This window comes from Variovorax sp. GW821-FHT09B05, assembly GCF_059418265.1.
Genome location: NZ_JBWKPN010000008.1, coordinates 264986 through 291279, shown reverse-complemented (window position 1 = coordinate 291279; position 26294 = coordinate 264986). Strand labels below are relative to the sequence as shown.

Below are 26294 nucleotides of genomic sequence, written 5' to 3'. Positions count from 1 at the left end.
CGTGCGACCTCATTTTTCCTGCGGCGTCGGGTTCGGGCTGTTGGTCGGCTGGACGCTGTTGTCGACCGTGACCGGCGTGCCGTTCTTCAGCTTGTTCTGTCCGCTGCTCACCACCACCTGGCCGGCCTCCAGGCCCTTGACGATGGCGATCTGGTCGCCGCGCGTCGGGCCGGTCTCGACGAAGACCTGCTGCGCGACGAGCTGCTGTCCGCTCGGCGCATTGGCGTTGGCCGCTGCCGCCGGCGCGGCCGGTGCGGCGCCCGATGCCGAGGCGGCGGGCGCGGTCGCGGCCTTGAAGGCATCGGCCGTCTTCACGACGAACACCGTCGAGCCGTAGGGGTTGTAGGTGACGGCGGTGGACGGCAGCGTGAGCTGTTCGCGCGCGCCGCCGATGTCGATCTTCACGGTGGCGAACATGCCCGGCAGCAGTTGCTGCTTCGGGTTCGAGACGGTGGCCTGCACCTGCACGTTGCGCGTGGTGGCGTCCACCTTGGGGCTGATCGCGTTGATCTTTCCGCTGAAGGCCTGGCCGGTGAAGGCATCGACCCCGAGGTTCACCATCTGGCCGACAGCGAGGCCAGCGAGCTGCTGCTGCGGCAGCGTGAAGTCGACGTAGATCGGGTCCAGCGTCTGCAAGGTGACCAGCTTGTCGCCCGCGTTCACGTACTGGCCCGGGTTCAGCGTGGTGATGCCCAGGCGGCCCGCGAACGGCGCGCGGATCGACTTCTTCGCCACCACGGCGGCCTGCTGCTCGACCTGCGCGCGCTTGGCCTTGAGGTCGTTGGTGTCGGCATCGATCTGCGCCTGGCTCACGGCCTGCACCGCGAGCTGCGCCTGGTCGCGCTTGAGCACGGTGGCGGCCTGCGCGGCCGCGGCTTCCGCGGAATGCAGCAGCGCGATGTCGGAGTCGGCGTTGAGTTCGACCAGCAGCGCGCCGGCCTTCACGTCCTGCCCGGACTTGAAGTGCACCTGGCGCACCAGCCCGGCCACCTCGGTGCTGAGGTCCGCGCCGCGCACCGGGTTCAGCGTGCCGACCGCGGAGAACTGCGATTGCCACTGCAGCTTCTGCACCTCGACCGTCGACACGGTCTGCGGGCCCGGCTTGGGCACGGCGGCAATCAACGCGCGGATCTGCAGGAACTTGCCGAGCGCCAGGGCGGCGACCAGCAGCAGCACGCAGCCGATCATGATGATCATTCTCCGGGTCATGGGTAGGCTTCTCTTCGAGTTATGGATGAGGGGGTGAGGTGCCGCGGCAGGATGACGTCGTGCCGCGGCGGGGTTCAGTTCTGCGCCGGCGCGGCTGCGGGCGTGGCGTCGGCGGCCGGGGCGATGGTGGCGTCGGCAAGTTCGCCGCGGTTCCACCAGCCGCCGCCCAGCGCCTGGAACAGGACCGCCGTGTCGGCATAGCGCGCGGCCTGGGCCTGCACTAGCGCGGTGTGCGTCTGCAGCCAGGCCTGCTGCGCGGTCAGCAATTGCACGTAGCTGACGGCACCGGCGCGGAACTGCGTCGTCGTCAGGTCGAGCGACTGCCGCGCGAGCGACTCGGCCGTGGCCTGGGTCTGCAGCGCGGTGGCGTCGATCTCGAGCGCGCGCAGGGCATCGGCCACGTTCTGGAAGGCACCGAGCACGGTGTCGCGGTACTGCCCCGCCGCCGCATCGTAGGCCGCGACCGCCGCGCGCTTCTGCGCGCGCAGCGAGCCGCCGTCGAAGATCGGCTGCGCGAGCGCCGCGCCCACGCTCCAGAAATCGCTGGCCGAGCGGAACAGCTCGCGCGTGCGCGTGGCGCTGCTGCCGTAGCTGCCGGTCAGGTTGAACTTCGGATAGAGGTTGGCGGTGGCCACGCCGATCTCGGCGCTGGCCGCGTGCAGCCGGGCCTCGCTGGCGCGCACGTCGGGCCGCTGGCGCGCGAGCTCGGAGGGCAGCGACAGCGGCAGCTCGGCGGGCAGGCTCAGGCTCGCGAGATCGAATTCGGGCAGGCCGGCCTCGCTCGGCAGCCGGCCCGCGTAGACCGCGAGCTGGTGGCGCGTCTGCGCGAGCGACTTCTCGATCGCGGGAATCGTGGCCAGCGTCTGCGCGAGCTGGGTGCGCTGCTGCAGCACGGTCGACTTGGGGATCGCGCCGGTGTCGAACTGCTTTTCGATCACGTCGAGCTGCTGCTGCTGCGCCTGCAGCACCTCGCGCGTGGCCTGCAGCTGCGCGCGCAGCGCGGCCTCGCGGATCGCGGTGGTCACGAGGTTGCCGGTCAGCGTCAGGTAGACCGCCTCGACCTGGTAGCGCTGCGCCTCGAGCGTGGCCTGCGCGCCCTCGAGCGCGCGGCGGTTGCCGCCGAAGACGTCGAGCGCATAGCTGACGTTGACCTGCGCGTTGTAGAGCGTGAGCAGCTGGCCGCCCGGCACCTGGGTCGAGACCTGCGAGGCGCGCTGGCGCGTGCCGCCCAGCGTGCCGTTGACCTGCGGCCACAGCAGGCTGCCCGACTGCGCCTCGTAGTTGGCCTGCGCCTCGCGCAAGGTGGCCTGGGCCGAGGCCAGCGTCGGGCTCTGCGCGAGCGCGTCGCGGATCAGGCGGTCGAGCGGCTCGGAACGGAACACGGCCCACCACTGCGCGGGAATGTCCTGGCCCGGCAGCAGTTGCTGCGACTGCCCACCCGGAACCGGCGCCTGGGCGGTGCGCGCCGGCATCGGCGAAGGCGTGTAGTCGGCGCCCTGCGCGGCGGCCGGCAGGCCCGGTGTCTTGAAGTCGGGGCCGAGCGTGCAGGCGCTCAGCACCAAGGCAGCCCCGAGAACGGCGCCCTGGCGGGGCCAGCCTGCGCGCCTGCGCACCGGGTCGGCCTGCCAGCGACGGGGGGGAGGATCCTGCGGTGCGTTGTTTTCTTGGTTTTGCATTGGGCGAGGGTTGTACACCCGGAACGTCACGAAAAGCTGACCTGAAAAGAAAGAAAGGCCGGCCGGAACCGGGGCGGATTGTCTGGCCCGGCGTTACGCGAGCATTGCGAACGCTGCCGGCCGTTGCGGTGAAAACCCTAGCTGCGCCGCCGCTCCGAATTTCGTACTCTGTATACAGAGTTCAGAAACGGAGTCCTTCCATGCCCGCCCAGCTCGTCAGCATCGAGGTCGCGCCCGACCTCGTCGACCAGGTGTACCGCGCCCTGCTCGGCGCGATCAGCAGCGGCGAGCTCGCGCCCGGCGAGCGGCTCACGCAGGAGGACATCGCGCAGCGGCTTTCGGTGTCGCGCCAGCCGGTGCTGCAGGCGCTGCGGCTGCTCAAGAAGGACGGCTTCGTGCACGACGCACCGGGCCGCGGCGTGCTGGTGGCGCCGCTCGACGCCGACTGGATGCGCAAGGTCTACCAGGTGCGCGGCGCGCTCGACGTGCTGGCCGCGCGGCTCGCGGCGGCCGAGCGCTTTCGCATCGATCCCAAGCTGATGGAGCGCGGACGCCGCGCCGCGCGCGGGCGCAACGTCGAGGCCATGATCGATGCCGACATGGCCTTCCACCAGGCCATCTACGCGGCCTCGGGCAACCCGCTGATCGCGCAGAGCGCCGACCAGCACTGGCGCCACCTGCGCCGCGCGATGGGCGCGGTGCTGCAGGCCGAGCCGCAGCGCGAATCGCTGTGGGACGAACACGAGGCCATCGCGGCTGCCATCGCCGCGGGCGACGCCGAGCAGGCCGCGCGCCTGAGCGAGGAGCACGTGGCGCAGGCCAGCGAGGCGCTGGGCCGGCGCCTGGCCGCGCAACTCGCGCGCGCAGCCTCACCCGCATCGGCCCCCTGTTCCCCTTCCCACCCCCGCACGACCCAAGGAGACACCGCATGAAGCTGACCCCCGAGCAACGCGCGCAGTTCGAGCGCGACGGCTACCTGTTCTTTCCCGGCCATTTCTCCCCCGAGGAGACCCGCGTGCTGACCGACGCGGTGCCCGAGCTCTACGGCCGCCGCGAGGCCTTCAACGTGCGCGAGAAGGGATCGGACGCGGTGCGCACGAACTTCGCGGCCCACCTCTACAGCGAGCCCTTCGCGAAGCTCGCGCGCCATCCGCGCATGGTGGGCCCGGTGCGCGACCTCTTCGAGGAGGAGGTCTACATGCACCAGTTCAAGATCAACGGCAAGATGGCCTTCGAGGGCGACGTCTGGCAGTGGCACCAGGACTACGGCACCTGGCTCAACGACGACCTGATGCCGACCGAGCGCGCGATGAACGTCGCGATCTTTCTCGACGACGTGAACGAGCACAACGGCCCGCTGATGTTCATCCCGGGCAGCCACCGCAAGGGCGTGGTCGACGCGAAGCACGACCTCACGACCACCAGCTACCCGCTGTGGACGGTCGACAACGCGCTGATCCGCCAGCTGGTGGATCGCGCCGGCGGCAAGGACGGCGGCATCGTCTCGCCCAAGGGCCCGGCCGGCTCGATGATCCTGTTCCACAGCTGCCTGGTGCATGCCTCGGGCAGCAACCTGTCGCCGTTCAACCGCGTGGCCGTGTACCTGAGCCTGTGCGCGGTCAGCAACCACATCCGCCGCCACAAGCGCCCCGAGTACATCGCGCACCGCGACTTCGCGCCGATCGAGATGCTGCCCGACGACTGCCTGCTGCAGCCCTACCCGGTCGACCTGCCGTGGAAGAGCGGCCTGCCCGAGAGCGCGCTGCGCACCTCGACCGAGACGCTCGAGGCCGTCGCCTGAGCCCCGCCAGAAGAACCACCGAGACGAAGCCCCTTCCATGAGCCTCCACGAGAAACTCCAGCAGCGCGCCGCCGAAGGCCGCCCGATCCGCATCGGCCTGATCGGCGCCGGCAAGTTCGGTTCGATGTACCTCGCGCAGATCCCGCGCACGCCGGGCGTGCAGCTGGTCGCGATCGCCGACCTCTCGCCCGCGGCCGCGCGCGCCAACCTCGAGCGCGTGGGCTGGGAGGCCGCGCGCGCCAACGCAACGTCGGTGCAGGAAGCGCTGAAGTCCGGCGCCACCTGGATCACCGAGGACTGGCAGGCCGTGACGCGCGAGCCTTCGATCGACATCGTGGTCGAGTGCACCGGCAACCCGGTGGCCGCGGTCGACCACTGCCTCGATGCCTTCGCGCACGGCAAGCACGTGGTCAACGTGACGGTCGAGGCCGATGCCTTCTGCGGCCCGCTGCTGGCGCGTCGCGCGCAGCAGGCCGGCGTGGTCTATTCGCTGGCCTTCGGCGACCAGCCCGCGCTGATCTGCGACCTGGTGGACTGGGCCCGCACCTGCGGCTTTCCGGTGGTGGCGGCCGGGCGCGGCCACAAGTGGCTGCCGCATTTCAGCGAATCCACGCCCGAGACCGTCTGGGGCAACTACGGCCTCACGCCCGAGCAGGCGCAGCGCGGCGGGCTCAACCCGAAGATGTTCAACAGCTTCCTCGACGGTTCCAAGCCCTCGATCGAAAGCTCGGCCGTGGCCAATGCCACCGGGCTGGGCGTGCCCTCCGACGGCCTGCTCTATCCGCCGGCCAGCGTGGAGGACATCCCGTTCGTGACCCGCCCGCGCAGCGAGGGCGGCGTGCTCGAGCGCAAGGGCATGGTCGAGGTGGTCTCCTCGCTCGAGGCCGACGGCCGCAGGATCCCCTACGACATCCGCATGGGCGTGTGGGTCACGGTCGAGGCCGAGACCGACTACATCAAGAACTGCTTCGAGGAATACAACGCCCACACCGACCCGAGCGGGCGCTACTTCACGCTCTACAAGCGCTGGCACCTGATCGGGCTCGAGGTCGGCCTGTCGGTCGCGAGCGTGGCGCTGCGCGGCGAACCCACGGGCGTGGCCACCTGCTGGAACGCCGACGTGGTCGCCACCGCCAAGCGCGACCTCGCGCCCGGCGAGCTGCTCGACGGCGAAGGCGGCTACACGGTCTGGGGCAAGCTGCTGCCGGCCGAGCGCTCGCTGCGCATCGGCGGCCTGCCGCTGGGGCTGGCGCACGGCATCAAGCTGGTGCGCCCGGTGCGCAAGGGCCAGAGCCTGACCTGGGCCGACGTGGCGATGGACACCGGCACCCACGCCTTCAAGCTGCGCAGCGAACTCGAGGCGATGTTCGCGCCGAAGGAACAGGCCCGGGCGGCCTGAACCCGAGCGACGCGGCTCGGGCCGCGTCCGCCACCGGCAGGCAGACCTCGTGCCACGGCACGAGCCCGCCGAGCGCGCCGAACCGCAGCAGCAACAGCAACTTCGCGTCGAAGATCGATTCGGCCGGCCGCATCGCGCCCAGGCTGAAGGTACGTGCGACCGGCATTGCGCTGCCGGCCGGGTCGTAAAAGAATATGCAACTCGCTGTCGAAATGCCGGTTGGCCGGCCGTCATTGGTGTGAGCGATCTTGCTCGGTCCGCTTTTCATGACGGAGTTGCACCATGCAGTACATGCTTTTGTTCTATCAGACGCCTGCCGAATTCGAGCAGCGCGACGATGCGTCCGCCCAGGCCCGGCGCGCGAGCTGGGTGGCCTACGCCGACGCGGTGCGCCAGTCGGGCCTCGCGCTCGGCGGCCACGGCCTGATGCCGCCGATGACCGGCACCACCCTGCGCATCCGCGGCGACAAGCGCCAGGTGCAGGACGGCCCCTTCGCCGACACCAAGGAGCAGCTCGGCGGCTACTTCGTGATCGACGTCCCCGACCTCGACGCCGCGCTCGAATGGGCCGCGCGCGCGCCCTGCGCCGCCACCGGCGGCGTGGAAGTCCGTCCGGCCTTCACCGCCAGCGCCCAGGGCGGTTGAGGCCGCCGAGGCACGCGCCATGAACGACACGGCCGCCCGCGAGGCTGCCGAGCGAGCGGCCCGCCAGTCCTATGGCCGGCTGCTCGCGATCCTCTCGGCACGCACGCACGACATCGCCGGCTCCGAGGACGCGCTGGCCGATGCCTTCGCGCGCGCGCTCGAGCGCTGGCCGGCCGACGGCGTGCCCGAACGGCCCGACGCCTGGCTGCTGAGCGTCGCGCGCAACCGCCGGCTCGATGCCTGGCGCCACACCCGCGTGCAGGACGACGCCACCCAGACCCTGCTGCTGCTCGCCGGCGAGATGGACACCGCCGAGGCCGAGGGCCATGCGGTGCCCGACGACCGGCTGCGCCTGTTCTTCGTCTGCGCCCATCCGGCCATCGACGCCGCCGCGCGCACGCCGCTGATGCTGCAGACCGTGCTGGGCCTCGACGCCGCGCGCATGGCCGGCGCCTTCCTCACCTCGCCCGCCACCTTGAGCCAGCGGCTGGTGCGCGCCAAGACGCGCATCCGCAGCGCCCGCGTGCCCTTCGAATACCCGCAGCAGCGCGAGCTGCCGCAGCGGCTGCAGGACGTGCTCGACGGCATCTATGCCGCCTACGGCACCGGCTGGGACGACGTCGACGGCGCCGACGCGCGGCCCGACGGCCTGACCACCGAGGCCATCGACCTCGGCCGCATCCTCTGCGCGCTGATGCCCGAGGAGCCCGAGCCGCTGGGCCTGCTCGCGCTGATGCTGTTCTGCGAGAGCCGCGCCGAGGCGCGCCGCAGCGACACCGGCGCCTACGTGCCGCTCGACCAGCAGGACACCGCGCGCTGGGACCCCGACCTGCTCGCCGAGGCCGAGGCCTGCCTGCGCCGCGCCTCGGCCATGCAGCGCCTGGGCGCCTACCAGCTCGAGGCCGCGATCCAGTCGGCGCACTGCGAGCGCCGCGTCGGCGCACCGGTGCCGCCCGAGGCGCTGGTGTCGCTCTACGAGGGCCTGCTCGCCCTGCGGCCCAGCATCGGCGCGCAGGTGAGCCTGGCCTGCGCGCTCGCCAACGCACGCGGACCCGACGCGGGCCTGCGCACGCTCGATGCGATCCCCGCCGAGGACGTCGCGAACTACCAGCCCTTCTGGGCCGCGCGCGCGCACCTGCTGGCAGCCGGTGGCGCGCGCGCCGCGGCGCGCCAGGCTTACGAGCGCGCCATCGGCCTCGCGAGCAGCGCGGCGGTGCGCACCTACCTCGGCGCGATGATGCTGCGCCTGTGAGGCGCGGCGCGCTCAGCCCGCGTCGGGCCGGGCATTGAAGGTGCGCGGGAACAGCGCCGCCTGCGAGCGGTCGCGCAGCCGGTAGCTCATCGCCGGACGCCCCGGCCCGCCCGCGAGCATGCCGGCCTCCTCCATGAAGCCGCCGTCGAGCATGCGCTTGCGGAACGCGCTCTTGTCGACCGGGCGCCCGAGCACCACCTCGTAGGTGTGCTGCAGCGCCGGCAGCGTGAACGGCTCCTCGAGCAGGAAGGCCGGCAGCGAGGTGTATTCGACCTTGCTGCGCAACCGCGCCACCGCCGCCGCGAGCAGCTCGCCATGGTCGAAGGCCAGCCGCTTGCGCAGCGCCGCCTCGACCTCGAACCACGCCACCTCGGCCGCGTTGGCACCGCCACGCAGCTGCATCGCCTGCGCCGGGATCAGCGCATAGAAGCAATGCGTGGCCGACCAGCCGCGCGGATCGCGCTTCGCCCCACCCCAGCTGCCGAGCTGCTCGAGGTAGGGCGTGACCACACCGGTCTTCTCGCGCAGCTTGCGCAGCGCGCAGTCGAGCAGCGTCGCGTCCTCGTCGACATTCACGAAGCCACCCGGCAGCGCCCAGCGTCCCGGATAGGGTTCGGCGCTGTCGGCGGGGCGGCGCACCAGCAGGACCTGCAGCGCGTCGTCGAGCACGGTGAACATCGCCACGTCGACGGTGACGAGGGGGCGGGGAAAGTCGAGCGAGGGAAAGGTCGATGCGGAGGCGTTCACGAAGGACTTGACGAGCATTCGATTAGTTGTACTATACAACCCTTGTTAGTTGTACAGAACAACTAACAATCAAGACCAACAGAACAACAAGAAGGAAAGACATGAACAGGGCACAACGCGCCAAGCTCGCGCACGAAACACTGGAGATCCTCGACCGCGGCGCCTACGCCACCGCGGAAGGCCGCACGATCGGCCTCGAGAAGGAGATCGCCGCCTGCCTCGCGCAAACGCGCTACTTCGACGAGGCACAGGCCGGCGAGCTCGTGCGACAGGTCGAACGCTCGGCCACCGGGCCGCACCGCGCCACCATCGAGGTCGTCAACGAGACCACCCTGGCCGGTATCTCGCGCCTCTCGGGCGCGGGCCGCCATCGCATCGCCGCACTGAACTTCGCCTCCGCGCGCCATCCCGGCGGCGGCTTTCTGGGCGGGAGCCTCGCGCAAGAGGAGTCGCTGGCCACCAGCTCGGCGCTGTACGCATCGCTGCTGCGCGCACCGCAGTTCCACGAGACGCATCGGGCGGTACCTTCGCTGCTCTATTCGCACGCGATGGTCGTCTCGCCCGACTGCCCCGTCTTCCGCCACGACGACGGGAGCCTGATGGAACGGCCCGAGACCGCCACCTTCATCACCTGTGCCGCGCCGAACGCGGGTGCCATTACGCGCAACCAGCCCGACGCGCTGCCGCAGATTCCGCGGGTGCTCCAGGCACGCGTGGCGTGCGTGCTGGTGCTCGGTGCCTGGGGCTGCGGCGTCTTCCGCAACGATCCGCGGGTCGTCGCGCAGGCGTTCCGTCATCACCTGGGCGCCGACAGCCCGTGGGCGACGCGCTTCGAGCGGATCGTCTTCGCGGTGCTCGATACCTCGGCGCAGCAGGAGACCTTCGCGGCGTTCCAGGACATCCTGGCCGCCTGATTCGCGCCCATGCCGGCGCTTCGATGAAAAGAAACACCATGACCCCCTCTCTTTCGATCCACACCCGCACCGCCCTGATCGAGCGCATCGCCCAGGGCTTCGAACCCCGCTACCTGCTGTTCTGGGGCCACCAACCCGAGAAGGACGGCAGCGCCGGCAAAGGCTGCTTCAGCCAATGGTTCGAGGCGCCGTTCGAGATCGAGGGCGTGCGCTATGCAACGGCCGAGCACTTCATGATGGCCGGCAAGGCGCGGCTGTTCGGCGACACCGAGGTCCTGGGCCAGGTGCTCGCCGCGCGCACGCCGGCCGAGGCCAAGAAGCTGGGCCGCGCGGTGCGCGGATTCGACGACGCCACATGGACGAACGCGGCCTTCGACCTGGTCGTGCAGGGCAACCTCGCGAAGTTCTCGCAGCACGCGGCAATGGGCGAATTCCTGCTGCGCACCGGCGAGCAGGTGCTGGTGGAAGCCAGCCCCTACGACGCGATCTGGGGCATCGGCATGGCCGCGAGCCATGCCGACGCGCGCGAGCCGGCGCGCTGGCGTGGCCAGAACCTGCTGGGCTTCGCGCTCATGGCCGTGCGCGACCGGCTGCGGGCGGGCTGAAACCATGACGACCTCGATGGAAGACCGCTTCCGCGGCGCCCTGCTCGGCCTGGCCTGCGGCGATGCCGTGGGCACGCGCGTGGAATTCAGCCCGCGCGGCAGCTTCGTGCCCGTCACCGGCATGCAGGGCGGCGGGCCCTTCGGCCTCGCGCCCGGCGAATGGACCGACGACACCTCGATGGCGCTGTGCCTCGCGGCCAGCCTGATCCATTGCCGCGGCTTCGATGCCGTCGACCAGATGAACCGCTACTGCAACTGGCGCAGCGTGGGCTACATGAGCAGCAACGGCCGCTGCTTCGACATCGGCATCACGGTGTCGAACGCGCTGTCGCGCTACCTCGCGAACGGCGATCCCTTCGCGGGCGATCCCGATCCGCGCACCGCCGGCAACGGCGCGCTGATGCGGCTCGCGCCGGTCGCGATGTTCGGCGTGGCCGAGACGCCCGCACTGCTGCGGCTTGCCGCCGACAGCACGCGCACCACGCACGGCGCGGCCGAGGCCATCGCCTGCTCGCGCCTGTTCGCGCTGCAGCTGCAGGCCGCGCTGCGCGGCGAGGACAAGGCGTCGATCCTCGCGCCGCGCGACCTCGGCGAAGCACCGAGCCCCGGCGTGGCCGCGCTCGCGGCGGGCCGCTGGCGCGACAAGCCGCGCGATGCGATCAAGGGCTCGGGCTATTGCGTGGAATCGCTCGAGGCGGCGCTGTGGTGCTTCGCGCAGGCCGACTCCTTCGAGGAAGCGATCCTCGCGGCCGCCAACCTCGGCGACGACGCCGACACCACGGCCGCGATCTGCGGCCAGCTCGCGGGCGCGTTCCACGGCGTGGCGGGCATTCCGGTGCCGTGGCTGGCCACGCTCGCGATGCGCGACGAGATCGACGCGATGGCGCGCGCGCTGTTCGCGCTCGCCCAGCCGGCCTGATCCCTTCGCTACTGGGCGTACGACAGCGGCAGCGCGGTCGTGAACTTGATCTCCTCCATCGCGAAGCTGGAACTGACGTCGAACAGCTCGGTGTCGGCGATCAGCCGCTTGTAGACCTTGTCGTAGGCCGCGATGTCGGGCACCACCACGCGCAGCAGGTAGTCGATCTCGCCGCTCATGCGATAGAACTCGACGATCTCGGGGATCACGTCGACCACGGCCTTGAAGCGATCGAACCAGGCCTGCGTGTGGGTGCTGGTGCGCACGGCGACGAACACCGTCACGCCCACGTTGACCTTCTGCGGATCGACCAGCATCACGTTGCGCGTGATCACGCCGGCTTCCTTGAGCCGCTGGATGCGGCGCCAGCACGGCGTCTGCGACAGGCCGACCTCGCTCGCCAGCTCGGCGATCTGGCGCCCGGCATCGAGCTGCAGCAGCTCGAGAATCTTCCTGTCTATGGCGTCCAGTTTTATCTTTGCCATGAAAAATAGAATTTGATTCTCAAAATCGAGGTAAATCGAGTCTACAACGCAAGCCTTTTCCTGTCGCGGCTTCGCAGAATCGAGGCATGGACATCTACCTCGACGCCAACGCCACCACCCCCGTTCTGCCCCAGGCCCGCGAGGCCGCGCTGGCCGCCATGGCCGGCGATTTCGGCAACCCCAGCAGCATCCACAACACCGGCCTCAAGGCCCGGGCGCTGATGGACGCGGTGCGCGAGCGCGCCCGCCGCGCGATCGGCGCGCCCACGGGGCGGCTGCTGTTCCTCAGCGGCGCGACCGAAGGCATCCAGACCGCCGTGCTGTCGGCCATGAACGCGCTGCGCGCGCGGCGCCAGGCCGGCGAGAGCGTGCCCGAGCTGCTGCTCTACGGCGCCACCGAGCACAAGGCCGTGCCCGAGGCGCTGCGCCACTGGAACGCGCTGCTGGGCCTCGACCTCGAGGTGCTGGCGATTCCCGTGGGCCGCAACGGCCGCCACGACCTCGACTGGCTGCGCGCGCACGCGCCGCGCGCCGGCATGGTCTGCACCATGGCCGCCAACAACGAGACCGGCGTGGTCAGCGACCTCGACGGCATCGCGGCCGCGCTGGTCTGCAGCCCGGCGCTGTGGATGGTCGACAGCGTGCAGGCGCTCGGCAAGCTGCCGCTGCGCCTGGGCGAGCGGACTATCGACTACGCGCCCTTCTCGGGCCACAAGCTCTATGCGCCCAAGGGCATCGGCCTGCTCTACGTGCGCGAGGGCGCGCCCTTCACGCCGCTGATGGCCGGCGGCGGCCAGGAGGATTCGCTGCGCTCGGGCACCGAGAACATGTCGGGCATCGCCGCGCTCGGCGCGGTGCTGGCCGCGCTGGAAGAAGGCTTCACCTTCCGCCGCGCCGACGCGCTCGCGGCCTGCCGCGATCGCCTGGCCGCCGCGCTGGCCGAGGCCTTCCCGGGCCTGGCCTTCAACGCGCCGAGCGCGCTGTGCCTGCCGACCACGCTGAACTTCTCGGTGCCGGGCCTGAGCTCCAAGCTGCTGCTGGACCTGTTCGACGCGGCCGACATGCGCGTGAGCGGCGGCTCGGCCTGCGGCGCGGCGAAGGCCCGGCCCAGCTACGTGCTCGAGGCGATGGGGCTGCCCGCTTGGCAGACCGCGTCGGCGGTGCGGCTGTCCTTCGGGCCGGCCAGCGACGATGCCTTCATCGACGAGGCCTGCGCACGCATCCGCGCCTGCGGCGAGTCGCTGCGCCAGAGCTGCCTGGGCCCGGTGCCGCAGAACGAGGCGCAGCCACCCGAGCGCCTGACCCGCTTCGTGGTGGACGGCGCCTGCTGCTACCTGCTGGCCGATGCCGAGAGCCGGCGCTGCGTGGTCATCGATCCGCTGGCCGAACTGAACGCGCAGTTGACCCAGTGGCTGGGCTGCCACGGCTACACGCTGGCGGCCGTGCTCGACACCCACAGCCATGGCGACCATGCCTCCTCGGGGCCCGAACTGCGCGCCGCCGTGCCGGCGCAGCAGCTGGCACCGGGCGCGGTGGATGCGCTCGGCTGGCCCGAAGGCGCAACGCAGATCGCGCTCGGCGCGCTGCGCCTCACGCGGCTGGCCGTGCCGGGCCACACCGCCGACTCCACCGTCTACCTGCTGCGCGACGCCAAGGGGCTGCGCCTGGCCTTCGTCGGCGACATCGTGATGCCCGGCGCGCTGGGCCGCAGCGATTTCGCGCAGAGCCGGCCGCTGGCCTTCGGCCCGTCGCTGCTGAAGCTCCAGCGCGCCCTCAAGCCCGACACGCTGCTGCTGCCGGGCCACGACTACGACGACCGCTTCGCGAGCACGCTGGTCACCGAGCGCATGGCCCAGCCGCTGCTCGACGACGTGCTCGACGGCCACCTCGACGCGCAGGGCTTCGCGAGCGCGAAGGCGGCGCTCGAGCGCGACCTCGGGCTCACCGAGTACCGGACCATGGCCTGCGGCGCGCGGGTCGACCGCTGCGTCGGCGGCACCGGCAGCGGCTCGCCCGAGCTGTCGCCCGAGGCCTCGGCCGCGCTGCTGCGCAAGCATCCGGGCCTGCTGCTGGTCGACGTGCGCGAGCCCTACGAGCAGCGGCTCGGCCAGCCGGGCGTGCTCGATGCCGCGCGGCGCCAGGCCGTGCCGCTCTCGCGGCTGCTCAACGCCCTGCCCGACTGGCTGGCGCTGCCGAACGAAACGCCGATCCTGTTCTTCTGCCGCAGCGGCAACCGCAGCGCGCAGGCGGCACGCGCGCTGCGCCGCCTCGGCCATGCGCAGGCCTGGAGCCTTGCGGGCGGTCTCGCGCTGTGGCCGCGCCATGCCGCGGACGAAGTGCGCACCTTGCACGAGGCAGTGCATTGATGCGCACGCGGTCGGGGAACCTTCGCCGCTTGCCCGAACCGCATCCATGCTCGCAACGATGTCAGGGACCGTCTCGATGAACCTCCGCCGCCGCCTTCTGCTCGCCACCTGCACCTGGGGCGCCACCGCCACCATGGTCCATGCCCAGACGCGGCGCGACGATGTCGCGGACCGCTTCAAGAAGATCGAGGGCTTCGACTTCGACAAGCTGCCGCTCCAGGACGCGATCACGCTGGTCCATGGCAACGGCAAGCGCCGCATCGCGGTGTTCTCCGATCCGCGCTGCGGCCACTGCCAGCGCGTCGACAAGGACCTGAAGGCGATCGGCAACGTCACCGTCCATGTCTTCCTCTACCCGGTGCTCGGCGAGGAATCGGTGGCCAAGGCGCGCAACATCCTGTGCAGTGCCCGACCGGCCATGAACTGGGAGCAATGGATCGAGAAGGGCATCGACCCCGGCGCGCCCGCGGGCCGCTGCGATGCCTCGGCGCTGCAGCGCAACGCGGCGCTCGGCAAGCGCTACGACGTGAGCGGGACGCCCACGCTGATCTTCGGCGACGGCACGCGCGTGCCGGGAGCGATACGGGCGGCGTGGATCGAGCAGTTGCTCGACGCCGCCGAGCGTCGCTAGTCCACCAGCGCGCCTTCGCGCACCCTGCGCCCGACGACCTGCGCGCCGCCCTGCGACAGCGTCACGCCCACCACCTGCCCGCCCTCGCGCTGGAACACGATCTGCGCGCCGATCTCGCCCACCGTGAAGCGGTCGGTGCCGATCGGCTTGAGCGGGTTGTAGCCGCGGCCGCTCTCGCGCACCAGCAGGCGACCGCCGCGCACGGTGAAGTCGAGCGACTTGGACTTGGTGACGCGGTACTCGCCGCGGTACTCGGCCAGCCGGTCGGCATCGACCGGCACCTCGACCGTGGGCACCGGGTAGCGGCTCTTGCCGATCGCCAGCATCAGGCGCTGCAGCGGCGCGCGCGTGTTGCTGCTCAGCAGGATCATGGCCTCGCCGGTGTCGGGCGCGAGCAGCCACAGGGTGCGGTAGCCCTCGGTGACGCCCGCGTGGTAGTAGGTACGGCGAGCGCCCTCGGCGCCGCGCACCATCACCGCATAGCCGATCTCGGCGCCCTCGTAGTTGGCCAGCGGCGTGAGCAGCCGCACCGCGGCCGGCCCGAACGGACCGCTGGCCCCGGCGAGGATGGCGCGGCTGAAGACCATCATGTCGGCCGCGGTGGAACGCAGCGCGGCGATCGGCGCATAGGCCTTCATGTCGAGCAGCGACTGGCGCCGGTCGCCCGCGAAGGCCGGCGCCATGCGCGAGGCCTTGTCGCCGAGCAGGATCACGGTGTCGTTCATGCCCAAAGGCTCGGTGATGCGCGCGCGCACCAGCTCGCTCCAGGTCGTGTTGTAGCGGTCGGCCACCAGCAGGCCGACCAGCGCCATGCCGTAGTTGCTGTACGCGCCCGCGCAGGGCGGCGCGGCGCCCAGCAGCTTGATGCGCGGCAGCGCGTCGTAGAGCTCCTGGCGTTCGAAGGCGCGCATCTGCGAGGCCAGCGCCGGTCCGCCGGTCACGCCGTCGGCCATCACCGGCATGCAGCCGGTGTGGGTCACCAGCTGCCGCAGCGTGACCGAGGCCACCGCCGGCGACAGCGGCGCCTTGATCTTGCCGGCCATCAGCTGGCCCAGGTTGTCGTCGAGCTTCATGTCGCCGCGCTCCACCGCCTGCGCGAGCAGCAGGCCGGTGAAGACCTTGGTGACCGAGCCGATCTCGAACATCGGCTGCTCGGCGCTCTCGGAAGACAGCGCGCGCGGCGGCGTGGGCGGCTCGGGGTTGTAGGCCGCGCCGTAGCTGGCCTTGCCGCCGCGCAGCAGGCCCACCACCACGGTGCCGCGCTCGGCGTCGAGCGCGGTGCGCGCGATCAGGGCCGGGTCGCTCGCGAGCGAGAGCGCGGCGCCGGGCGGTGACTGCGCGGCGGCGGGGCCGGCCAGCAGCAGCGCCAGCGCCGAGGCCATGGACAGCAGCGCCAGGCGCCGGAGCGAGGCTTGGGGGCCGCGGGAGAGAAGCCGCATCGTCGATTCCTCGGGCAGGGACACAGGCCCGGATGGTGCCACGCCGCGAAAGCCTTGCCCCGCCCCGCCACAATCGCCCCATGCGTGCATTGCTCACCACCTTCTCCTGGCAGGAACTGCGCCACCACCCCTGGCGCAACGCGGCGGCGGTGCTGGCCGTGATGCTGGGCGTGGCGCTCGCGTTCTCGGTGCAGCTCATCAACGCCTCGGCGCTCGACGAGTTCTCGAGCGCGGTGCGCTCGGTCAACGGCCAGCCCGACCTCGAGCTGCGCGCGCCGCAGGGCGGCTTCGACGAGGCGGTGTTCGAGACGCTGGCGCGCCATCCGCAAGTGACGCTCGCGAGCCCGGTGCTCGAGTTCCAGGCGCTCGCGCTGGTCGCCGCAACGCCCGATGGCGAGGAACGGCAGGTGCCGCTGCGCGCGATCGGCGTCGACGCGCTCGCACTTCCCGCGATCGCGCCGGCGCTGATGCCGCAGCCCGATGCGGGCGCCGAACGCTTCGCGCTGTTCGCGCCCGGCCTGGTGTTCCTCAACGCCGCCGCGCGCAGTGCGCTCGGCCTGCCCGCGCAGGCGCCGGCCGGTGCCGAAGAGAGCGTGCGGCTGCGCAGCGGCGCCGACTGGCAGCGGCTGCGCGTGGCCGGCCACGTGGCGGCCGGCGGCGGCGCGATCGCGGTGATGGACATCGCCACCGCGCAGGAGCGTTTCGGCCGCCTCGGCCAGCTCAGCCGCATCGACCTGCGGCTGGCCGCCGGCACCGACCGCGCGGCCTTCATCGCGGCGCTGCAGGCCATGCCGGGCTGGCCCGCCGGCCTGCAGTTCGCCGAGCCCGGCGACTCGGCCGAGCGCGTGAGCAACCTCTCGCGCGCCTACCGCGTCAACCTCACGGTGCTGGCGCTGGTGGCGCTGTTCACCGGCGCCTTCCTGGTGTTCTCGGTGCTCGCGCTCAGCGTCGCCAAGCGCGCGCAGCAGTTCGCGCTGCTCGGCGTGCTGGGCCTCACGCCGCGCCAGCGGCTGCGGCTGGTGCTGGCCGAGTCGCTGGTGCTCGGGCTGATCGGCAGCGTGGCCGGGCTCGCGCTCGGCACCGCGCTGGCCGACGTCGCGCTGCGCGTGCTCGGCGGCGATCTGGGCGGCGGCTACTTCGAGGGCGTGGCGCCCACGCTGCACTGGAGCAGCGCCTCGGCCCTGCTCTACGGCGCGCTCGGCGTGGCGGCCGCGCTGGTGGGCGGCTGGTGGCCCGCGCGCACGGCGCAGGCGCTGCCCGAGGCGCAGACGCTCAAGGGCCTGGGCGCGCCGCCCGCGCAGGGCCGCAGCCACTGGCTGGCGCTGGGCCTGATCGCGCTGGGCGTGGCGCTCGCCAACCTGCCCGCGATCCGCGGCGTGCCGGTGGCGGCCTACCTGTCGGTGGCCTGCCTGCTGGTCGGCGGCATCACCGCGCTGCCCTGGCTGATCGCGCTGCTCTACGACCGCATCGCGCCGCTGCTGTCGCGCCGCGTGCTGCCGATGCTCGCGATCGAGCGCGCGCGCCGCATGCGCGGCACCGCGGCGGTGGCGGTCAGCGGCGTGGTCGCGAGCCTGAGCCTCGCGGTCGCGCTCACGGTGATGGTCGCGAGCTTCCGCGACTCGGTCACGCACTGGCTCGACATCGTGCTGCCGGCCGACCTCTATGTGCGCGCCACCTCGAGCGGGCGCGGCGGCAACAGCGGAGCCGAGAGCAGCACCGACACCGCGACCTTCGCGCCCGAGCTCGTGCAGGCGCTGTCGCGGCTGCCCGGCGTGGAACGCAGCGGCACGCTGCGAACGCGCTCGCTGCAGCTCGATACGGCGCAGCCCGCGGTGACCCTGATCTCGCGCCACCTCGAAGGCGGCGTGGCGCAGGCGCTGCCGCTGGTGGGCCGCGCGCTGCCGGTGCCCGAGGGGCAGATCGGCATCTACGTGAGCGAGCCGATGGTCGAGCTCTACGGCGCCAGGCCCGGCAGCGTCTTCGCGCCGCTGTCGAACGCGCTGGCGCCCGCAGCGGGCGGCGCACCGGCCACCTTCTTCGTGGCCGGCGTGTGGCGCGACTATGCGCGGCAGTTCGGCGCCATCGCGATCGAGGCGCGCGACTTCGAGCGCCTGACCGGCGATCGCGACGTCAGCGACGTCGCGCTGTGGCTCGCGCCCGGCGCCTCGGAAGGCGCGGTGCAGGAAGCGGTGCGCGCACTGGCGGCGCAACGCGAGGGCTCGGACGTGGAGATCGCATCCGTGGGCCAGATCCGCGCGGTCTCGCTGCGCATCTTCGACCGCAGCTTCGCCGTCACCTACTGGCTGCAGGCGGTGGCAATCGCGATCGGGCTGTTCGGCATCGCCGCGAGCTTCAGCGCGCAGGTGCTCGCGCGCCGCAAGGAGTTCGGCCTGCTCGCGCACCTGGGCTTCACGCGCGCGCAGGTGCTCGCGGTGGTGGCCGGCGAAGGCGCCGCCTGGACCGCCATCGGCGCGGTGGCCGGACTGGGCCTGGGCCTCGCGGTGTCGGTGGTGCTGGTGAAGGTGGTCAATCCGCAGAGCTTCCACTGGACCATGGACCTGCTGCTGCCCTGGGGCCGGCTGCTCGCGCTGTGCGCGGCCGTGGTGGCCGCGGGCACCGTCACCGCGTGGATGGCGGGGCGCGCCGCGGCCGGCAAGGATGCGGTGCTGGCGGTGAAGGAAGACTGGTAGGCACCGCTTCGCGCGGGCAAAAAAAAGCAGGCACGCGACCTGCGGATGTCCGCGGTCCCGTGCCTGCCGGCGCTTTGTCTGCGCGCCTTTTCCCCCTGCTCCCTTTTCTTTTTCGGCTGAAGACGACCGGCTCGCGCCAGCCATCGTTCATGCCGCTCAGTTGCAGTACTGGGCGTTCGCGTCGGTGTTGACTTCCGGCGGCTTGTTGGCCAGGAACTTCTGGACCGGCACGACCGTGGCGTTGCAGTTGTCGTCGGTGCGCAGGTCGAAGACGTGCCAGTAGCGCGTCGAGTCCGTCACCTCGCCTGCCGGTGGCGAGAAGACCGACTGGGCGCCGCGGTTGCTCAGTTCCACGCGCGCGGGCGATCCGGTCTGACCTGGGTCGTAGGTGTCGGAGAAGTTGTAGACGAAGAAGCGGTAGGTGCGATTGCGCGCGAGCTTTGCGAAGGTCGTGTACTCGGGACCGAAGCTGTCCACGTCGTCCACGTCAAGGCCGATGAACGGCGCGGCCGCGAGCGAGCCCTTGTTGGCGTAGTAGACCTCTTCACCGACATTCGCGCCCATCGTGTGGGAATCGAGGTCGTAGGGCCGTTCACCCCAGGTCAGCTTGATCGACATGGCAGAGCTCGTCAGCGTGAGGCACCCACCGAGCGTGATGTCCTGGTCGCCCAGCGTCGCATTCGCCGCATTGGAAAGTTCGGCATTCTTGCTCGCCACCACGAAGGCTTCGCTGCTGCGCTTGGCCGGCACCGAGAACTCGCCGTTGGCATTGGTGACGGCCGAGCCGACACCGCTGTACGACTTGCCTTCCGACGCCACGACCGCACCCGCGACGCGTTCGCCCGCCGCGTTCTGCACGCAGCCGTTGACGCGCACCGTGTTGTAGATCTGGTCGGCATTCCAGGTCGTGAAGTGCGTGACCGTGCCTTCGTAGTACTGGTTGGGCGCGGTGCCCTGCAGGCTCGCGCTGCCTTCTTCCACCCACAGGCCGGTGGCCGTGTTGTAGAAGAACAGCGGCACCGTCGGCGGCAGCGCGGCGCTGCGCGACGACGGCGCGATGCGCACGGTGGCGCTCACGCCCTGCGCGAGCTGCAGCGGTGCGCCGTCCGCATCGACGAAGCTGGCGTCGAGCGCGCCGAAGCTCTCCATCGCCGCGGGCTCGCCGCTGGTGGCCGCGAGGTAGTTGCCGGGCATCAGGTTGACGTTGGTCGCGGGTGCGATCGGCGTGAGGCGGCCGGTGACCTGGCCGGTGGGCGTGCTGCCGTCGGCGCGGCGCAGCGCATTGGCGGGCAGGCGCACCATGGCGGTCGAGCCCGGCACCGCGAGGTCGCGCGCGGCGCCCGGGTTGAAGGTGTCGCTGAACGCCACCGGCAGCATCGGAATGTTGATGACGGTGCTGGCCTCGGCCGGCGCGAGCGCGGCGGTCGAACGGCTCTGCGGTGCGAAGCCGTTCTTCTCGTAGCTCAGCAGCACCGAGGCGCCGTTGGTGATGCCCTCGAGCGTGTAGGAGCCATCGTCCGCGGTCGTGGCGCTGACGCCGCCGGCCGTGACCTTGACCTGCGCGATGCCGGCGCCGTCGAGCGCATTGGTCACGCGGCCCGTGACCTTCGCATCCTTGCGTGCGGGCGTGCCGGGACCGCCAGGGCCGCCCGGGTCACCGGGGTCACCGCCGTTCTGGCCGGGCGGCAGGAACGCGAAGCCCGAGCCTCCGCCCCCGCCGCCGCACGCGGCAACAGCCAATGCGACCGCCACGGCGGCCACTGCAAATTTGAATCTCATGGGTTCTCTCCCCCTCTGTAGCAACTGGTCGATGAATGCGGCTGCAATGCAGCGGCGTCGGATTCCGATGCGCGGCATCGCAGGCCATGCATCGAAGGGGACCGAGCGTATGCATCGCGCATCGCATCCAACAGTGCCAAAAGTCATGCGCATGCAACGGGCGTTGCATGCGACAAGGGGAAGTGAATACGGAAGACTTCGCGGCATGCGTGCATCGCCGCGCGCGGGCAATGCAACCCGATTGCGCTAAGCGTTCCAGTCGATCAGGCCGGTGCCGCTCCAATGGCCGAACGACGTGAGATCGAGCTTGGGCCGTGCGATGCGCCGCCAGGTCGCGACCATGTTCATCACGCGGATGTCGTCGAACACGACCAGCGCATGCGCGGGCAAGCTCAGCGTGGCGAGGTTGTCGAGCATCCTTGCCTCGGTGTGGCCGTCCTTGGGTCCGTCGACGAAGACCAGGTCGGCCGCCTCGAACAGCGCGCGATGCGCCTCGATGCCGCCGGGCGCGGAGATGTCGTGCAGCACCTGGCGCACGCGCCCGTGCTCGAAATCGCCGGGCGCGAGCCAGGTCTGTTCGAAGCCGTGCCAGGGATGCAGGTCGAAGGTGGTCACGCTGCCGCCCGCGGGCAATTCCTGCGCGAGCGCGAGCGTGCCCATGCCGGTGAAGGTGCCGATCTCGACGACGCGCATCGGCTTCAGCGTGCGCACCAGCGCGGCGAGCAGGCGGTAGTGCTCGCCGGGCCAGGTGTCGAACCAGTGCGGCTCGCTCGAGGGGCGGCCGTCGTAGACGCTCAGCGCGATCTCGCACGCGGCCGAGGCGACGCGCAGCGCGATGTCGAGCAGGCGCGCGCTGGGCCGCGCGGGCTCGTCGTCGAGGCTCGCGATGACCGAGATCTCCTTGTGGCGCGCCGGTACCTCGGCGAGTCGGCGCTGGAGTTCGTCGAAGGTCATGGTGCGGGCCCGATGCAAAAAAAGCGCAGTCTAGGCCCCGCTGCGCGGCTTCACGGCGCGGGCGTCAAACGAATCCGCTCCACCGTTTCCTTTTCCACGGCCGCGCGGCTGTAGACCAGCGGCACGTACTTGCCTTCGAGCCACAGCGGCGCGAGGTCGCGGTAGTTGGGGCTGTCGGGGTTGCCCGACTGGCCCGGCGTGTTGATGACGCGCGAGGCATCCCAGTTGCCCACGTCGAGCACCATGCGGAAGGACGCACCCGAGGTCAGCCGATAGTCGCTCGCGCGGTAGCTCGCGGCCATCGGCGTGAAGGCCGAGCCCGACATCGGCCAGTCGCCCACGTCGAGCTTCCTGCGCGTGGCCGCATCGACGATGCCGCCGAGCGGATGGCGGAATTCGGCGCGGTGCAGCGCGCCCCACTTCCAGCCCGCGGGATCGGGGCCGAGCTTGTTGCTCAGTTCCTGCATGGCGGGCGCGATGGTCTGCACCAGGATCGCATCGCGCTGCGCGCTGCTGACCCAGCCGAATGGGTTCTCGAGCAGCAGGACCATGCGCGTGTTGTCGCCCGGCAGCGCGTACTGCATGGCCGACTCGCCCGCGCCGGCCTTGAGCACGGCCTGACGCAGCGGCTTGCTGCTCCAGACCTCGTAGAGCGCGGCGGCCGCGCTGTCGCGGTCCATGGTGCCGTCCCAGCGCTGCAGCAGCGCGAGGCCGGCCGCGGTCTGCGCATCGCTGCTGCCCAGGCCCGCGAGCAGCTTGAGCAGGCGCTGCGCCGGCGTGGCCACGATGTCGTTCTGCATGCGCTGCGAATCCTCGAGCGTGAAGCGCTGGCCCGCGGCCACCTTGCCCGCGAACAACTCCTTCAGGCGCCGCGCGCGCGCCGCGTCGCTCCATTCGTAGCCGATGCCCTTCTTCGCGGCCGGATGCTCGCTCGGGATGTTGTTCTCGTTCGCGGTCACGACATAGCCGCGCGCGGGATTGAACTCGGAGGGCAGCTCGTCGCCGTTGCGGAAGCCCGACCACTCGTAGCGGCCGTCGCCCGGCACCGGCATCAGGCCGTCCCAGTTCGGGCGGATCGGCGTGAGGCCGCCCGGAATCCAGCCGATGTTGCCGTTGCGGTCGGCATAGACCTGGTTCTCGCCGGGCGCGCCCCAGCGGTTCATGGCGGCGCGGAACTGGTCCCAGTTCTGCGCGCGCATGTAGTCCATCGAACCGAAGTACGGCGCCATGCCGGGCTCGAGCCAGGCCGCGCGCAGCGCATAGGCGCGGCGCTTGCCGGGCTCCGACAGCAGCACCGGCCCGTGGCGCGTGAATGTGTTGACCAGCTCGCGCGGCACGCGCTCGCCCTTGACCGCGATGCGCTCGGTCACGCGCAGCATCGGCTCCCAGCGGCCCTGGTAGCGGTACTCGTTGGGATTGCGCGGATTGAGCTGGTAGACGTAGAGGTCCTCCTGGTCCATGTAGAAGCGCGTGAGGCCGAAGGCGATGGTGCCGTTGTGGCCGATCGACAGGCCCGGCAGGAAGGGCTCGCCGGCACCGATGGCATCCATGCCCGGCGCGCTCAGGTGCGTCATGTAGCGCAGGCTCGGCGCGCCGTGCGCGCGATGCGGATCGTTCGCGAGGATCGGCCGGCCGGTGGCGCTGAGCTTGGGCGCGATCACCCAGTTGTTGCTGCCGTAGGCGGCGGTGGGGTCCCCCTGCTCGGCCCGTGCCTCGTCGCCTGCCTGCGACACCGCGAAGCTGCCGGGGCCCGCGCCCTGCTGCGGCAGCAGCGTGTTGGCCTTGGTGAACTGTGGTGACTCGGTGGCGCGCAGATAGGCCGCGCGCAACTCGGTGGCAGGAATGGTGCAGGGATCGAGGCCCGGCGGCACGCGCGGGTTGACGGGCGGGTCGAGCTCGCGCCGCAGCCAGTCGGCCTTGATGCCGGGCCCGCCCGCGCAGTAGGCGCGCGCGCGTTCGATCTCGGAGGTGAGGTTGAGCGTGAGGCCATGGTGGCGGATGCGCACCACGTCCTCGGGCGACCAGGTCGCGGGCTGGTAGGCGAGCAGCTTGAACTCCTGCGGCAGCAGGTCGGGCTGCGCGCGCACCTGCGCCACGTAGGCATTGACGCCGGCCGTGAAGGCCTCGGCCACGCGCTTGGCGTCGGAGCCGTAGGCCAGCCACTCGCGGTACATGTCGCCGCGATAGAGCACGGCGCGCGCGGCGCGGTCGCTCTCGACCCAGGCGGGACCGAAGTCCTGCGCCATTTCGCCGAGGCCGCGCTTGCGCCACAGGTCCATCTGCCAGAGCCGGTCGCGCGCCGCGATGAAGCCCTGCGCGACGAAGGCGTCGTAGAGCGTGCCCGCGTAGAGGTGCGGCACGCCCCAGCGGTCGACCAGCACCTCGGCCGGCTTCTCGAGGCCCGGCACGGCGAAGGACGAGGGCGCGCGTGGCGGCGTGCTCGTCGAGGGCGGTGCTTCGGCGGGTGGTCCCGAGGCGCAGCCCGCGAGCGCTAGCAGCACGGCCAGCGGCACGAGCCGCAGGGCGAGGGAACCGGAACGGGGGGATGCGATGCGCCGCGCGACAGGGCGCGGGCTGGGCGTGCGCTTCATGGATCTCGTCTCCTTCTTTTTATGGGCCGGCCCACGGTAATCGCTTTCGCCCGCGCGTGGGTTACAACGCGTGACGAGGGCGCTTGTAGACTCGTGCGGCCATGCCACCCGCCCTCCTGTCGCGCCGCGACCTCCTGCTCGCGGCGCTCGCCGCCTCTTCAGGCCTCGCGCCCGCCTGGGCCCTGCCGCCACGCACGCTGCAGTTCCCGCGCGACTTCGGCAGCCATCCCGAGCTGCGCACCGAGTGGTGGTACATCACGGGCCATGCGCAGGCCGAGGGCGGCCGCGGCTTCGGCTTCCAGGTCACCTTCTTCCGCTCGCGCGTCGACGCCACGCAGGGCATGCGCTCGAAGTTCGCGGCGCAGCAGCTGGTGTTCGCGCACGCGGCCGTCACCGACCTCGAGGGCCGCGCGCTGCGGCACGACCAGCGCATCGCGCGCGCGGGCCTCGGCGGCGCTTCGGCCAGCGAAACCGACACCGCGCTGCGTTTGCGCGACTGGTCGCTGCTGCGCGGCGCGGACGGCTACACGGCGCGCATTCCCGCCAGCGGCTTCACGCTCGAGCTGCGCTTCGCGCCCACCCAGCCGGTGCTGCTGCAGGGCCGCGCGGGCCTCTCGCGCAAGGGGCCCGACGAGGCCCAGGCCAGCTACTACTACAGCGAACCGCAGCTCGCGGCGCAGGGCCGCATCGTGCTCGACGGCCAGCCCTTCGCGGTGCGCGGCAAGGCCTGGCTCGACCACGAATGGAGCGAGGCGCTGCTGCATCCCGAGGCCGTGGGCTGGGACTGGATCGGCATGAACCTCGACGACGGCGGCGCGCTCACGGCCTTCCACCTGCGCCGCGCCGACGGTAGCGCGCTGTGGTCGGGCGGTTCGTTCCGCGCGAGCGACGGCACGCTGCGCGTCTTCGGACCCGACGAGGTGCGCTTCGAGGCCAGCCGCTCCTGGAACAGCCCGCGCACGCAGGCGCGCTACCCCGTGCAATGGCGCGTGCGCACGCCCGCGGGCGAGTTCGAGGTGCGCGCGCTGCTCGACGACCAGGAGCTCGACAGCCGCGGCTCGACCGGTGGCGTGTACTGGGAAGGCCTGAGCGACCTGCTCGATGGCCAGGGCCGGCGCCTGGGGCGCGGCTACCTGGAGATGACGGGGTACGTGGCGCCGTTGAAGCTCTAGGCCGGCGCCCGCACCCGTGCCTTCATCGGGCCTTGCGCCGGTCGATGAACGCGATGACCTCGCCCATGATTCCCTTGCGGAAGGCGAGCACGCAGATCACGAAGATCAGGCCCGTGACCATGGTCACCGACTCGCCCAGCGTGTTGAACCAGTCGATGGTGGTGATGCGCGCGAGCAGGTTGCCCAGCTCGCCGATCTTGTTCTCCAGCAGCACGACCACGGCCGAGCCCACCAGCGGGCCCGACAAGGTGCCCAGCCCGCCCACCAGCGTCATCAGGATCACCTGGCCCGAGGCGGTCCAGTGCACGTCCGACAGGGTCGCGAAGCCCAGCACCAGCGTCTTGAGCGAACCCGCCAGCCCCGACAGCGCCGCCGAGATCACGAAGGCCAGCAGCTTGAAACGCGCCACGTCGTAGCCCAGCGACAGCGCGCGCGGCTCGTTCTCCTTGATGCCCTTCAACACCTGCCCGAACGGCGAGTGGATGGTGCGCACGATCAGCAGGAAAGCCGCCGCCACGATCGCCAGCGCGACGTAGTACATCGTCAGGTCGTTGCTCAGGTCGAGCAGGCCGAACAGCTTGCCGCGCGGCACGCCCTGCAGGCCGTCCTCGCCGCCGGTGAACCTCGCCTGCAGCGCGACGAAGAACATCATCTGCGCCAGCGCCAGGGTGATCATCGCGAAGTAGATGCCCTGGCGGCGGATGGCCAGCACGCCGAACAGCCAGCCCAGCAGCGCGCCCACCAGCGTGCCCGCGATCAGGCCCAGCTCGGGCGTGAGGCCCCAGACCTTGATCGCATGGCCGGCCACGTAGGCCGAGCCGCCGAGGAAGGCCGCATGGCCGAAGGACAGCAGCCCGGTGAAGCCCAGCAGCAGGTTGAAGGCCGAGGCGAACAGCGCGAAGCACAGCAGCTTCATCACGAACACCGGGTAGGCGCCGAAGAACGGCGCCAGCACCAGCGCGACGAGCAGCAGGCCGTAGAAGACGGTGGAGATCTTTTTCATGTTCATGCCGCCCGCTC

21 protein-coding genes are annotated in these 26294 nt (G+C 71.3%); 12 read left to right on the top strand and 9 right to left on the bottom strand.

Annotation, left to right across the window (positions count from 1 at the left end; genetic code table 11):
• Positions 1–9 precede the first annotated feature (9 nt).
• A complete protein-coding gene (locus AC07RM_RS22225; RefSeq protein ID WP_495335895.1) occupies positions 10–1209 on the bottom strand; it encodes an efflux RND transporter periplasmic adaptor subunit in 1200 nt (399 codons plus the stop codon).
• A gap of 74 nt (positions 1210–1283) precedes the next feature.
• Complete coding sequence (locus AC07RM_RS22220) at positions 1284–2885, bottom strand: efflux transporter outer membrane subunit (RefSeq protein ID WP_495335894.1); 1602 nt, start codon at positions 2883–2885, stop codon at positions 1284–1286.
• 200 nt (positions 2886–3085) lie between these two features.
• Between AC07RM_RS22220 and AC07RM_RS22215 the strand changes: the two genes are divergently transcribed.
• The 5 genes from AC07RM_RS22215 to AC07RM_RS22195 all read left to right on the top strand — a co-directional run bounded on the left by AC07RM_RS22215 (position 3086) and on the right by AC07RM_RS22195 (position 7982).
• Positions 3086–3817, top strand: coding sequence for a GntR family transcriptional regulator (locus AC07RM_RS22215; protein ID WP_495335893.1), 732 nt, complete (start codon positions 3086–3088; stop codon positions 3815–3817).
• Positions 3814–4686: a phytanoyl-CoA dioxygenase family protein gene (locus tag AC07RM_RS22210; RefSeq protein WP_495335892.1), complete on the top strand. Its 873-nt coding sequence runs from the start codon at positions 3814–3816 to the stop codon at positions 4684–4686. Before AC07RM_RS22215 ends, AC07RM_RS22210 begins: the two co-directional genes overlap by 4 nt.
• Before the next feature lie 37 nt (positions 4687–4723).
• Positions 4724–6085 carry an NAD(P)H-dependent oxidoreductase gene (locus tag AC07RM_RS22205; protein WP_495335891.1) on the top strand — a complete coding sequence of 454 codons (1362 nt, stop codon included), beginning with the start codon at positions 4724–4726 and terminating at the stop codon, positions 6083–6085.
• Between the two features lie 282 nt (positions 6086–6367).
• Entirely contained in the window at positions 6368–6730 is a 363-nt protein-coding gene (locus AC07RM_RS22200) for a YciI family protein (protein WP_093354525.1), read from the top strand.
• 19 nt (positions 6731–6749) lie between these two features.
• Complete coding sequence (locus tag AC07RM_RS22195) at positions 6750–7982, top strand: RNA polymerase sigma factor (protein ID WP_093354523.1); 1233 nt, start codon at positions 6750–6752, stop codon at positions 7980–7982.
• 12 nt (positions 7983–7994) lie between these two features.
• Here the strand turns inward: AC07RM_RS22195 and AC07RM_RS22190 are convergent, their stop codons facing one another.
• Positions 7995–8747, bottom strand: a complete 753-nt coding sequence (locus AC07RM_RS22190) for an NUDIX hydrolase (RefSeq protein WP_398498758.1) — start codon at positions 8745–8747, stop codon at positions 7995–7997.
• 83 nt (positions 8748–8830) lie between these two features.
• Between AC07RM_RS22190 and AC07RM_RS22185 the strand changes: the two genes are divergently transcribed.
• From AC07RM_RS22185 to AC07RM_RS22175, 3 genes are read left to right on the top strand one after another with little or no spacing between them, the layout of a single operon-like run.
• On the top strand, positions 8831–9643 hold the full coding sequence (locus tag AC07RM_RS22185; RefSeq protein ID WP_495335890.1) for a TIGR02452 family protein: 813 nt from the start codon (positions 8831–8833) through the stop codon (positions 9641–9643).
• Between the two features lie 38 nt (positions 9644–9681).
• Positions 9682–10248: a riboflavin biosynthesis intermediates N-glycosidase gene (ybiA, locus tag AC07RM_RS22180; RefSeq protein ID WP_398498756.1), complete on the top strand. Its 567-nt coding sequence runs from the start codon at positions 9682–9684 to the stop codon at positions 10246–10248.
• Positions 10249–10252: 4 nt separating this feature from the next.
• A complete protein-coding gene (locus tag AC07RM_RS22175; protein ID WP_495335889.1) occupies positions 10253–11167 on the top strand; it encodes an ADP-ribosylglycohydrolase family protein in 915 nt (304 codons plus the stop codon).
• Positions 11168–11175: 8 nt separating this feature from the next.
• On the opposite strand, the gene AC07RM_RS22170 is transcribed toward AC07RM_RS22175, so the two are convergent.
• Entirely contained in the window at positions 11176–11637 is a 462-nt protein-coding gene (locus tag AC07RM_RS22170) for an Lrp/AsnC family transcriptional regulator (RefSeq protein WP_495335968.1), read from the bottom strand.
• 101 nt (positions 11638–11738) lie between these two features.
• Here AC07RM_RS22170 and AC07RM_RS22165 point away from each other — a divergent pair, with 101 nt between their 5' ends.
• Together AC07RM_RS22165 and AC07RM_RS22160 are read left to right on the top strand one after the other, a co-directional pair.
• Positions 11739–14018, top strand: coding sequence for an aminotransferase class V-fold PLP-dependent enzyme (locus AC07RM_RS22165; RefSeq protein ID WP_495335888.1), 2280 nt, complete (start codon positions 11739–11741; stop codon positions 14016–14018).
• 76 nt (positions 14019–14094) lie between these two features.
• Positions 14095–14649, top strand: a complete 555-nt coding sequence (locus AC07RM_RS22160) for a DsbC family protein (RefSeq protein ID WP_495335887.1) — start codon at positions 14095–14097, stop codon at positions 14647–14649.
• Here AC07RM_RS22160 and AC07RM_RS22155 read toward each other — a convergent pair.
• Positions 14646–16088: a serine hydrolase domain-containing protein gene (locus tag AC07RM_RS22155; RefSeq protein ID WP_495335886.1), complete on the bottom strand. Its 1443-nt coding sequence runs from the start codon at positions 16086–16088 to the stop codon at positions 14646–14648. The two genes, AC07RM_RS22160 and AC07RM_RS22155, sit on opposite strands and share 4 nt — an antisense overlap.
• A gap of 80 nt (positions 16089–16168) precedes the next feature.
• Between AC07RM_RS22155 and AC07RM_RS22150 the strand changes: the two genes are divergently transcribed.
• Entirely contained in the window at positions 16169–18778 is a 2610-nt protein-coding gene (locus AC07RM_RS22150; RefSeq protein WP_495335885.1) for an FtsX-like permease family protein, read from the top strand.
• 156 nt (positions 18779–18934) lie between these two features.
• Here the strand turns inward: AC07RM_RS22150 and AC07RM_RS22145 are convergent, their stop codons facing one another.
• From AC07RM_RS22145 to AC07RM_RS22135, 3 genes are all read right to left on the bottom strand, one after another.
• Positions 18935–20557, bottom strand: a complete 1623-nt coding sequence (locus tag AC07RM_RS22145) for a carboxypeptidase regulatory-like domain-containing protein (protein WP_495335884.1) — start codon at positions 20555–20557, stop codon at positions 18935–18937.
• Between the two features lie 246 nt (positions 20558–20803).
• The gene (locus AC07RM_RS22140) at positions 20804–21511 is read right to left on the bottom strand and encodes an O-methyltransferase (protein ID WP_495335883.1); all 708 of its coding nucleotides are present in this window, start codon (positions 21509–21511) and stop codon (positions 20804–20806) included.
• A gap of 50 nt (positions 21512–21561) precedes the next feature.
• Positions 21562–24102 (bottom strand): penicillin acylase family protein, encoded by a 2541-nt coding sequence (locus AC07RM_RS22135; protein WP_495335882.1) that lies wholly within the window; start codon positions 24100–24102, stop codon positions 21562–21564.
• Between the two features lie 101 nt (positions 24103–24203).
• Between AC07RM_RS22135 and AC07RM_RS22130 the strand changes: the two genes are divergently transcribed.
• The gene (locus AC07RM_RS22130) at positions 24204–25274 is read left to right on the top strand and encodes a lipocalin-like domain-containing protein (RefSeq protein WP_495335881.1); all 1071 of its coding nucleotides are present in this window, start codon (positions 24204–24206) and stop codon (positions 25272–25274) included.
• A 22-nt stretch (positions 25275–25296) separates the two neighbouring features.
• On the opposite strand, the gene AC07RM_RS22125 is transcribed toward AC07RM_RS22130, so the two are convergent.
• Positions 25297–26283, bottom strand: a complete 987-nt coding sequence (locus tag AC07RM_RS22125; protein ID WP_495335880.1) for a branched-chain amino acid ABC transporter permease — start codon at positions 26281–26283, stop codon at positions 25297–25299.
• Positions 26284–26294 lie beyond the last annotated feature (11 nt).

Bases quoted from the DNA above. Each gene is read 5' to 3' on its own strand.
- AC07RM_RS22225 (WP_495335895.1), bottom strand. From the start codon at position 1,209: ATGACCCGGAGAATGATCATCATGATCGGCTGCGTGCTGCTGCTGGTC.
- AC07RM_RS22220 (WP_495335894.1), bottom strand. From the start codon at position 2,885: ATGCAAAACCAAGAAAACAACGCACCGCAGGATCCTCCCCCCCGTCGC.
- AC07RM_RS22215 (WP_495335893.1), top strand. From the start codon at position 3,086: ATGCCCGCCCAGCTCGTCAGCATCGAGGTCGCGCCCGACCTCGTCGAC.
- AC07RM_RS22210 (WP_495335892.1), top strand. From the start codon at position 3,814: ATGAAGCTGACCCCCGAGCAACGCGCGCAGTTCGAGCGCGACGGCTAC.
- AC07RM_RS22205 (WP_495335891.1), top strand. From the start codon at position 4,724: ATGAGCCTCCACGAGAAACTCCAGCAGCGCGCCGCCGAAGGCCGCCCG.
- AC07RM_RS22200 (WP_093354525.1), top strand. From the start codon at position 6,368: ATGCAGTACATGCTTTTGTTCTATCAGACGCCTGCCGAATTCGAGCAG.
- AC07RM_RS22195 (WP_093354523.1), top strand. From the start codon at position 6,750: ATGAACGACACGGCCGCCCGCGAGGCTGCCGAGCGAGCGGCCCGCCAG.
- AC07RM_RS22190 (WP_398498758.1), bottom strand. From the start codon at position 8,747: ATGCTCGTCAAGTCCTTCGTGAACGCCTCCGCATCGACCTTTCCCTCG.
- AC07RM_RS22185 (WP_495335890.1), top strand. From the start codon at position 8,831: ATGAACAGGGCACAACGCGCCAAGCTCGCGCACGAAACACTGGAGATC.
- ybiA (WP_398498756.1), top strand. From the start codon at position 9,682: ATGACCCCCTCTCTTTCGATCCACACCCGCACCGCCCTGATCGAGCGC.
- AC07RM_RS22175 (WP_495335889.1), top strand. From the start codon at position 10,253: ATGACGACCTCGATGGAAGACCGCTTCCGCGGCGCCCTGCTCGGCCTG.
- AC07RM_RS22165 (WP_495335888.1), top strand. From the start codon at position 11,739: ATGGACATCTACCTCGACGCCAACGCCACCACCCCCGTTCTGCCCCAG.
- AC07RM_RS22160 (WP_495335887.1), top strand. From the start codon at position 14,095: ATGAACCTCCGCCGCCGCCTTCTGCTCGCCACCTGCACCTGGGGCGCC.
- AC07RM_RS22155 (WP_495335886.1), bottom strand. From the start codon at position 16,088: ATGCGGCTTCTCTCCCGCGGCCCCCAAGCCTCGCTCCGGCGCCTGGCG.
- AC07RM_RS22150 (WP_495335885.1), top strand. From the start codon at position 16,169: ATGCGTGCATTGCTCACCACCTTCTCCTGGCAGGAACTGCGCCACCAC.
- AC07RM_RS22145 (WP_495335884.1), bottom strand. From the start codon at position 20,557: ATGAGATTCAAATTTGCAGTGGCCGCCGTGGCGGTCGCATTGGCTGTT.
- AC07RM_RS22140 (WP_495335883.1), bottom strand. From the start codon at position 21,511: ATGACCTTCGACGAACTCCAGCGCCGACTCGCCGAGGTACCGGCGCGC.
- AC07RM_RS22135 (WP_495335882.1), bottom strand. From the start codon at position 24,102: ATGAAGCGCACGCCCAGCCCGCGCCCTGTCGCGCGGCGCATCGCATCC.
- AC07RM_RS22130 (WP_495335881.1), top strand. From the start codon at position 24,204: ATGCCACCCGCCCTCCTGTCGCGCCGCGACCTCCTGCTCGCGGCGCTC.
- AC07RM_RS22125 (WP_495335880.1), bottom strand. From the start codon at position 26,283: ATGAACATGAAAAAGATCTCCACCGTCTTCTACGGCCTGCTGCTCGTC.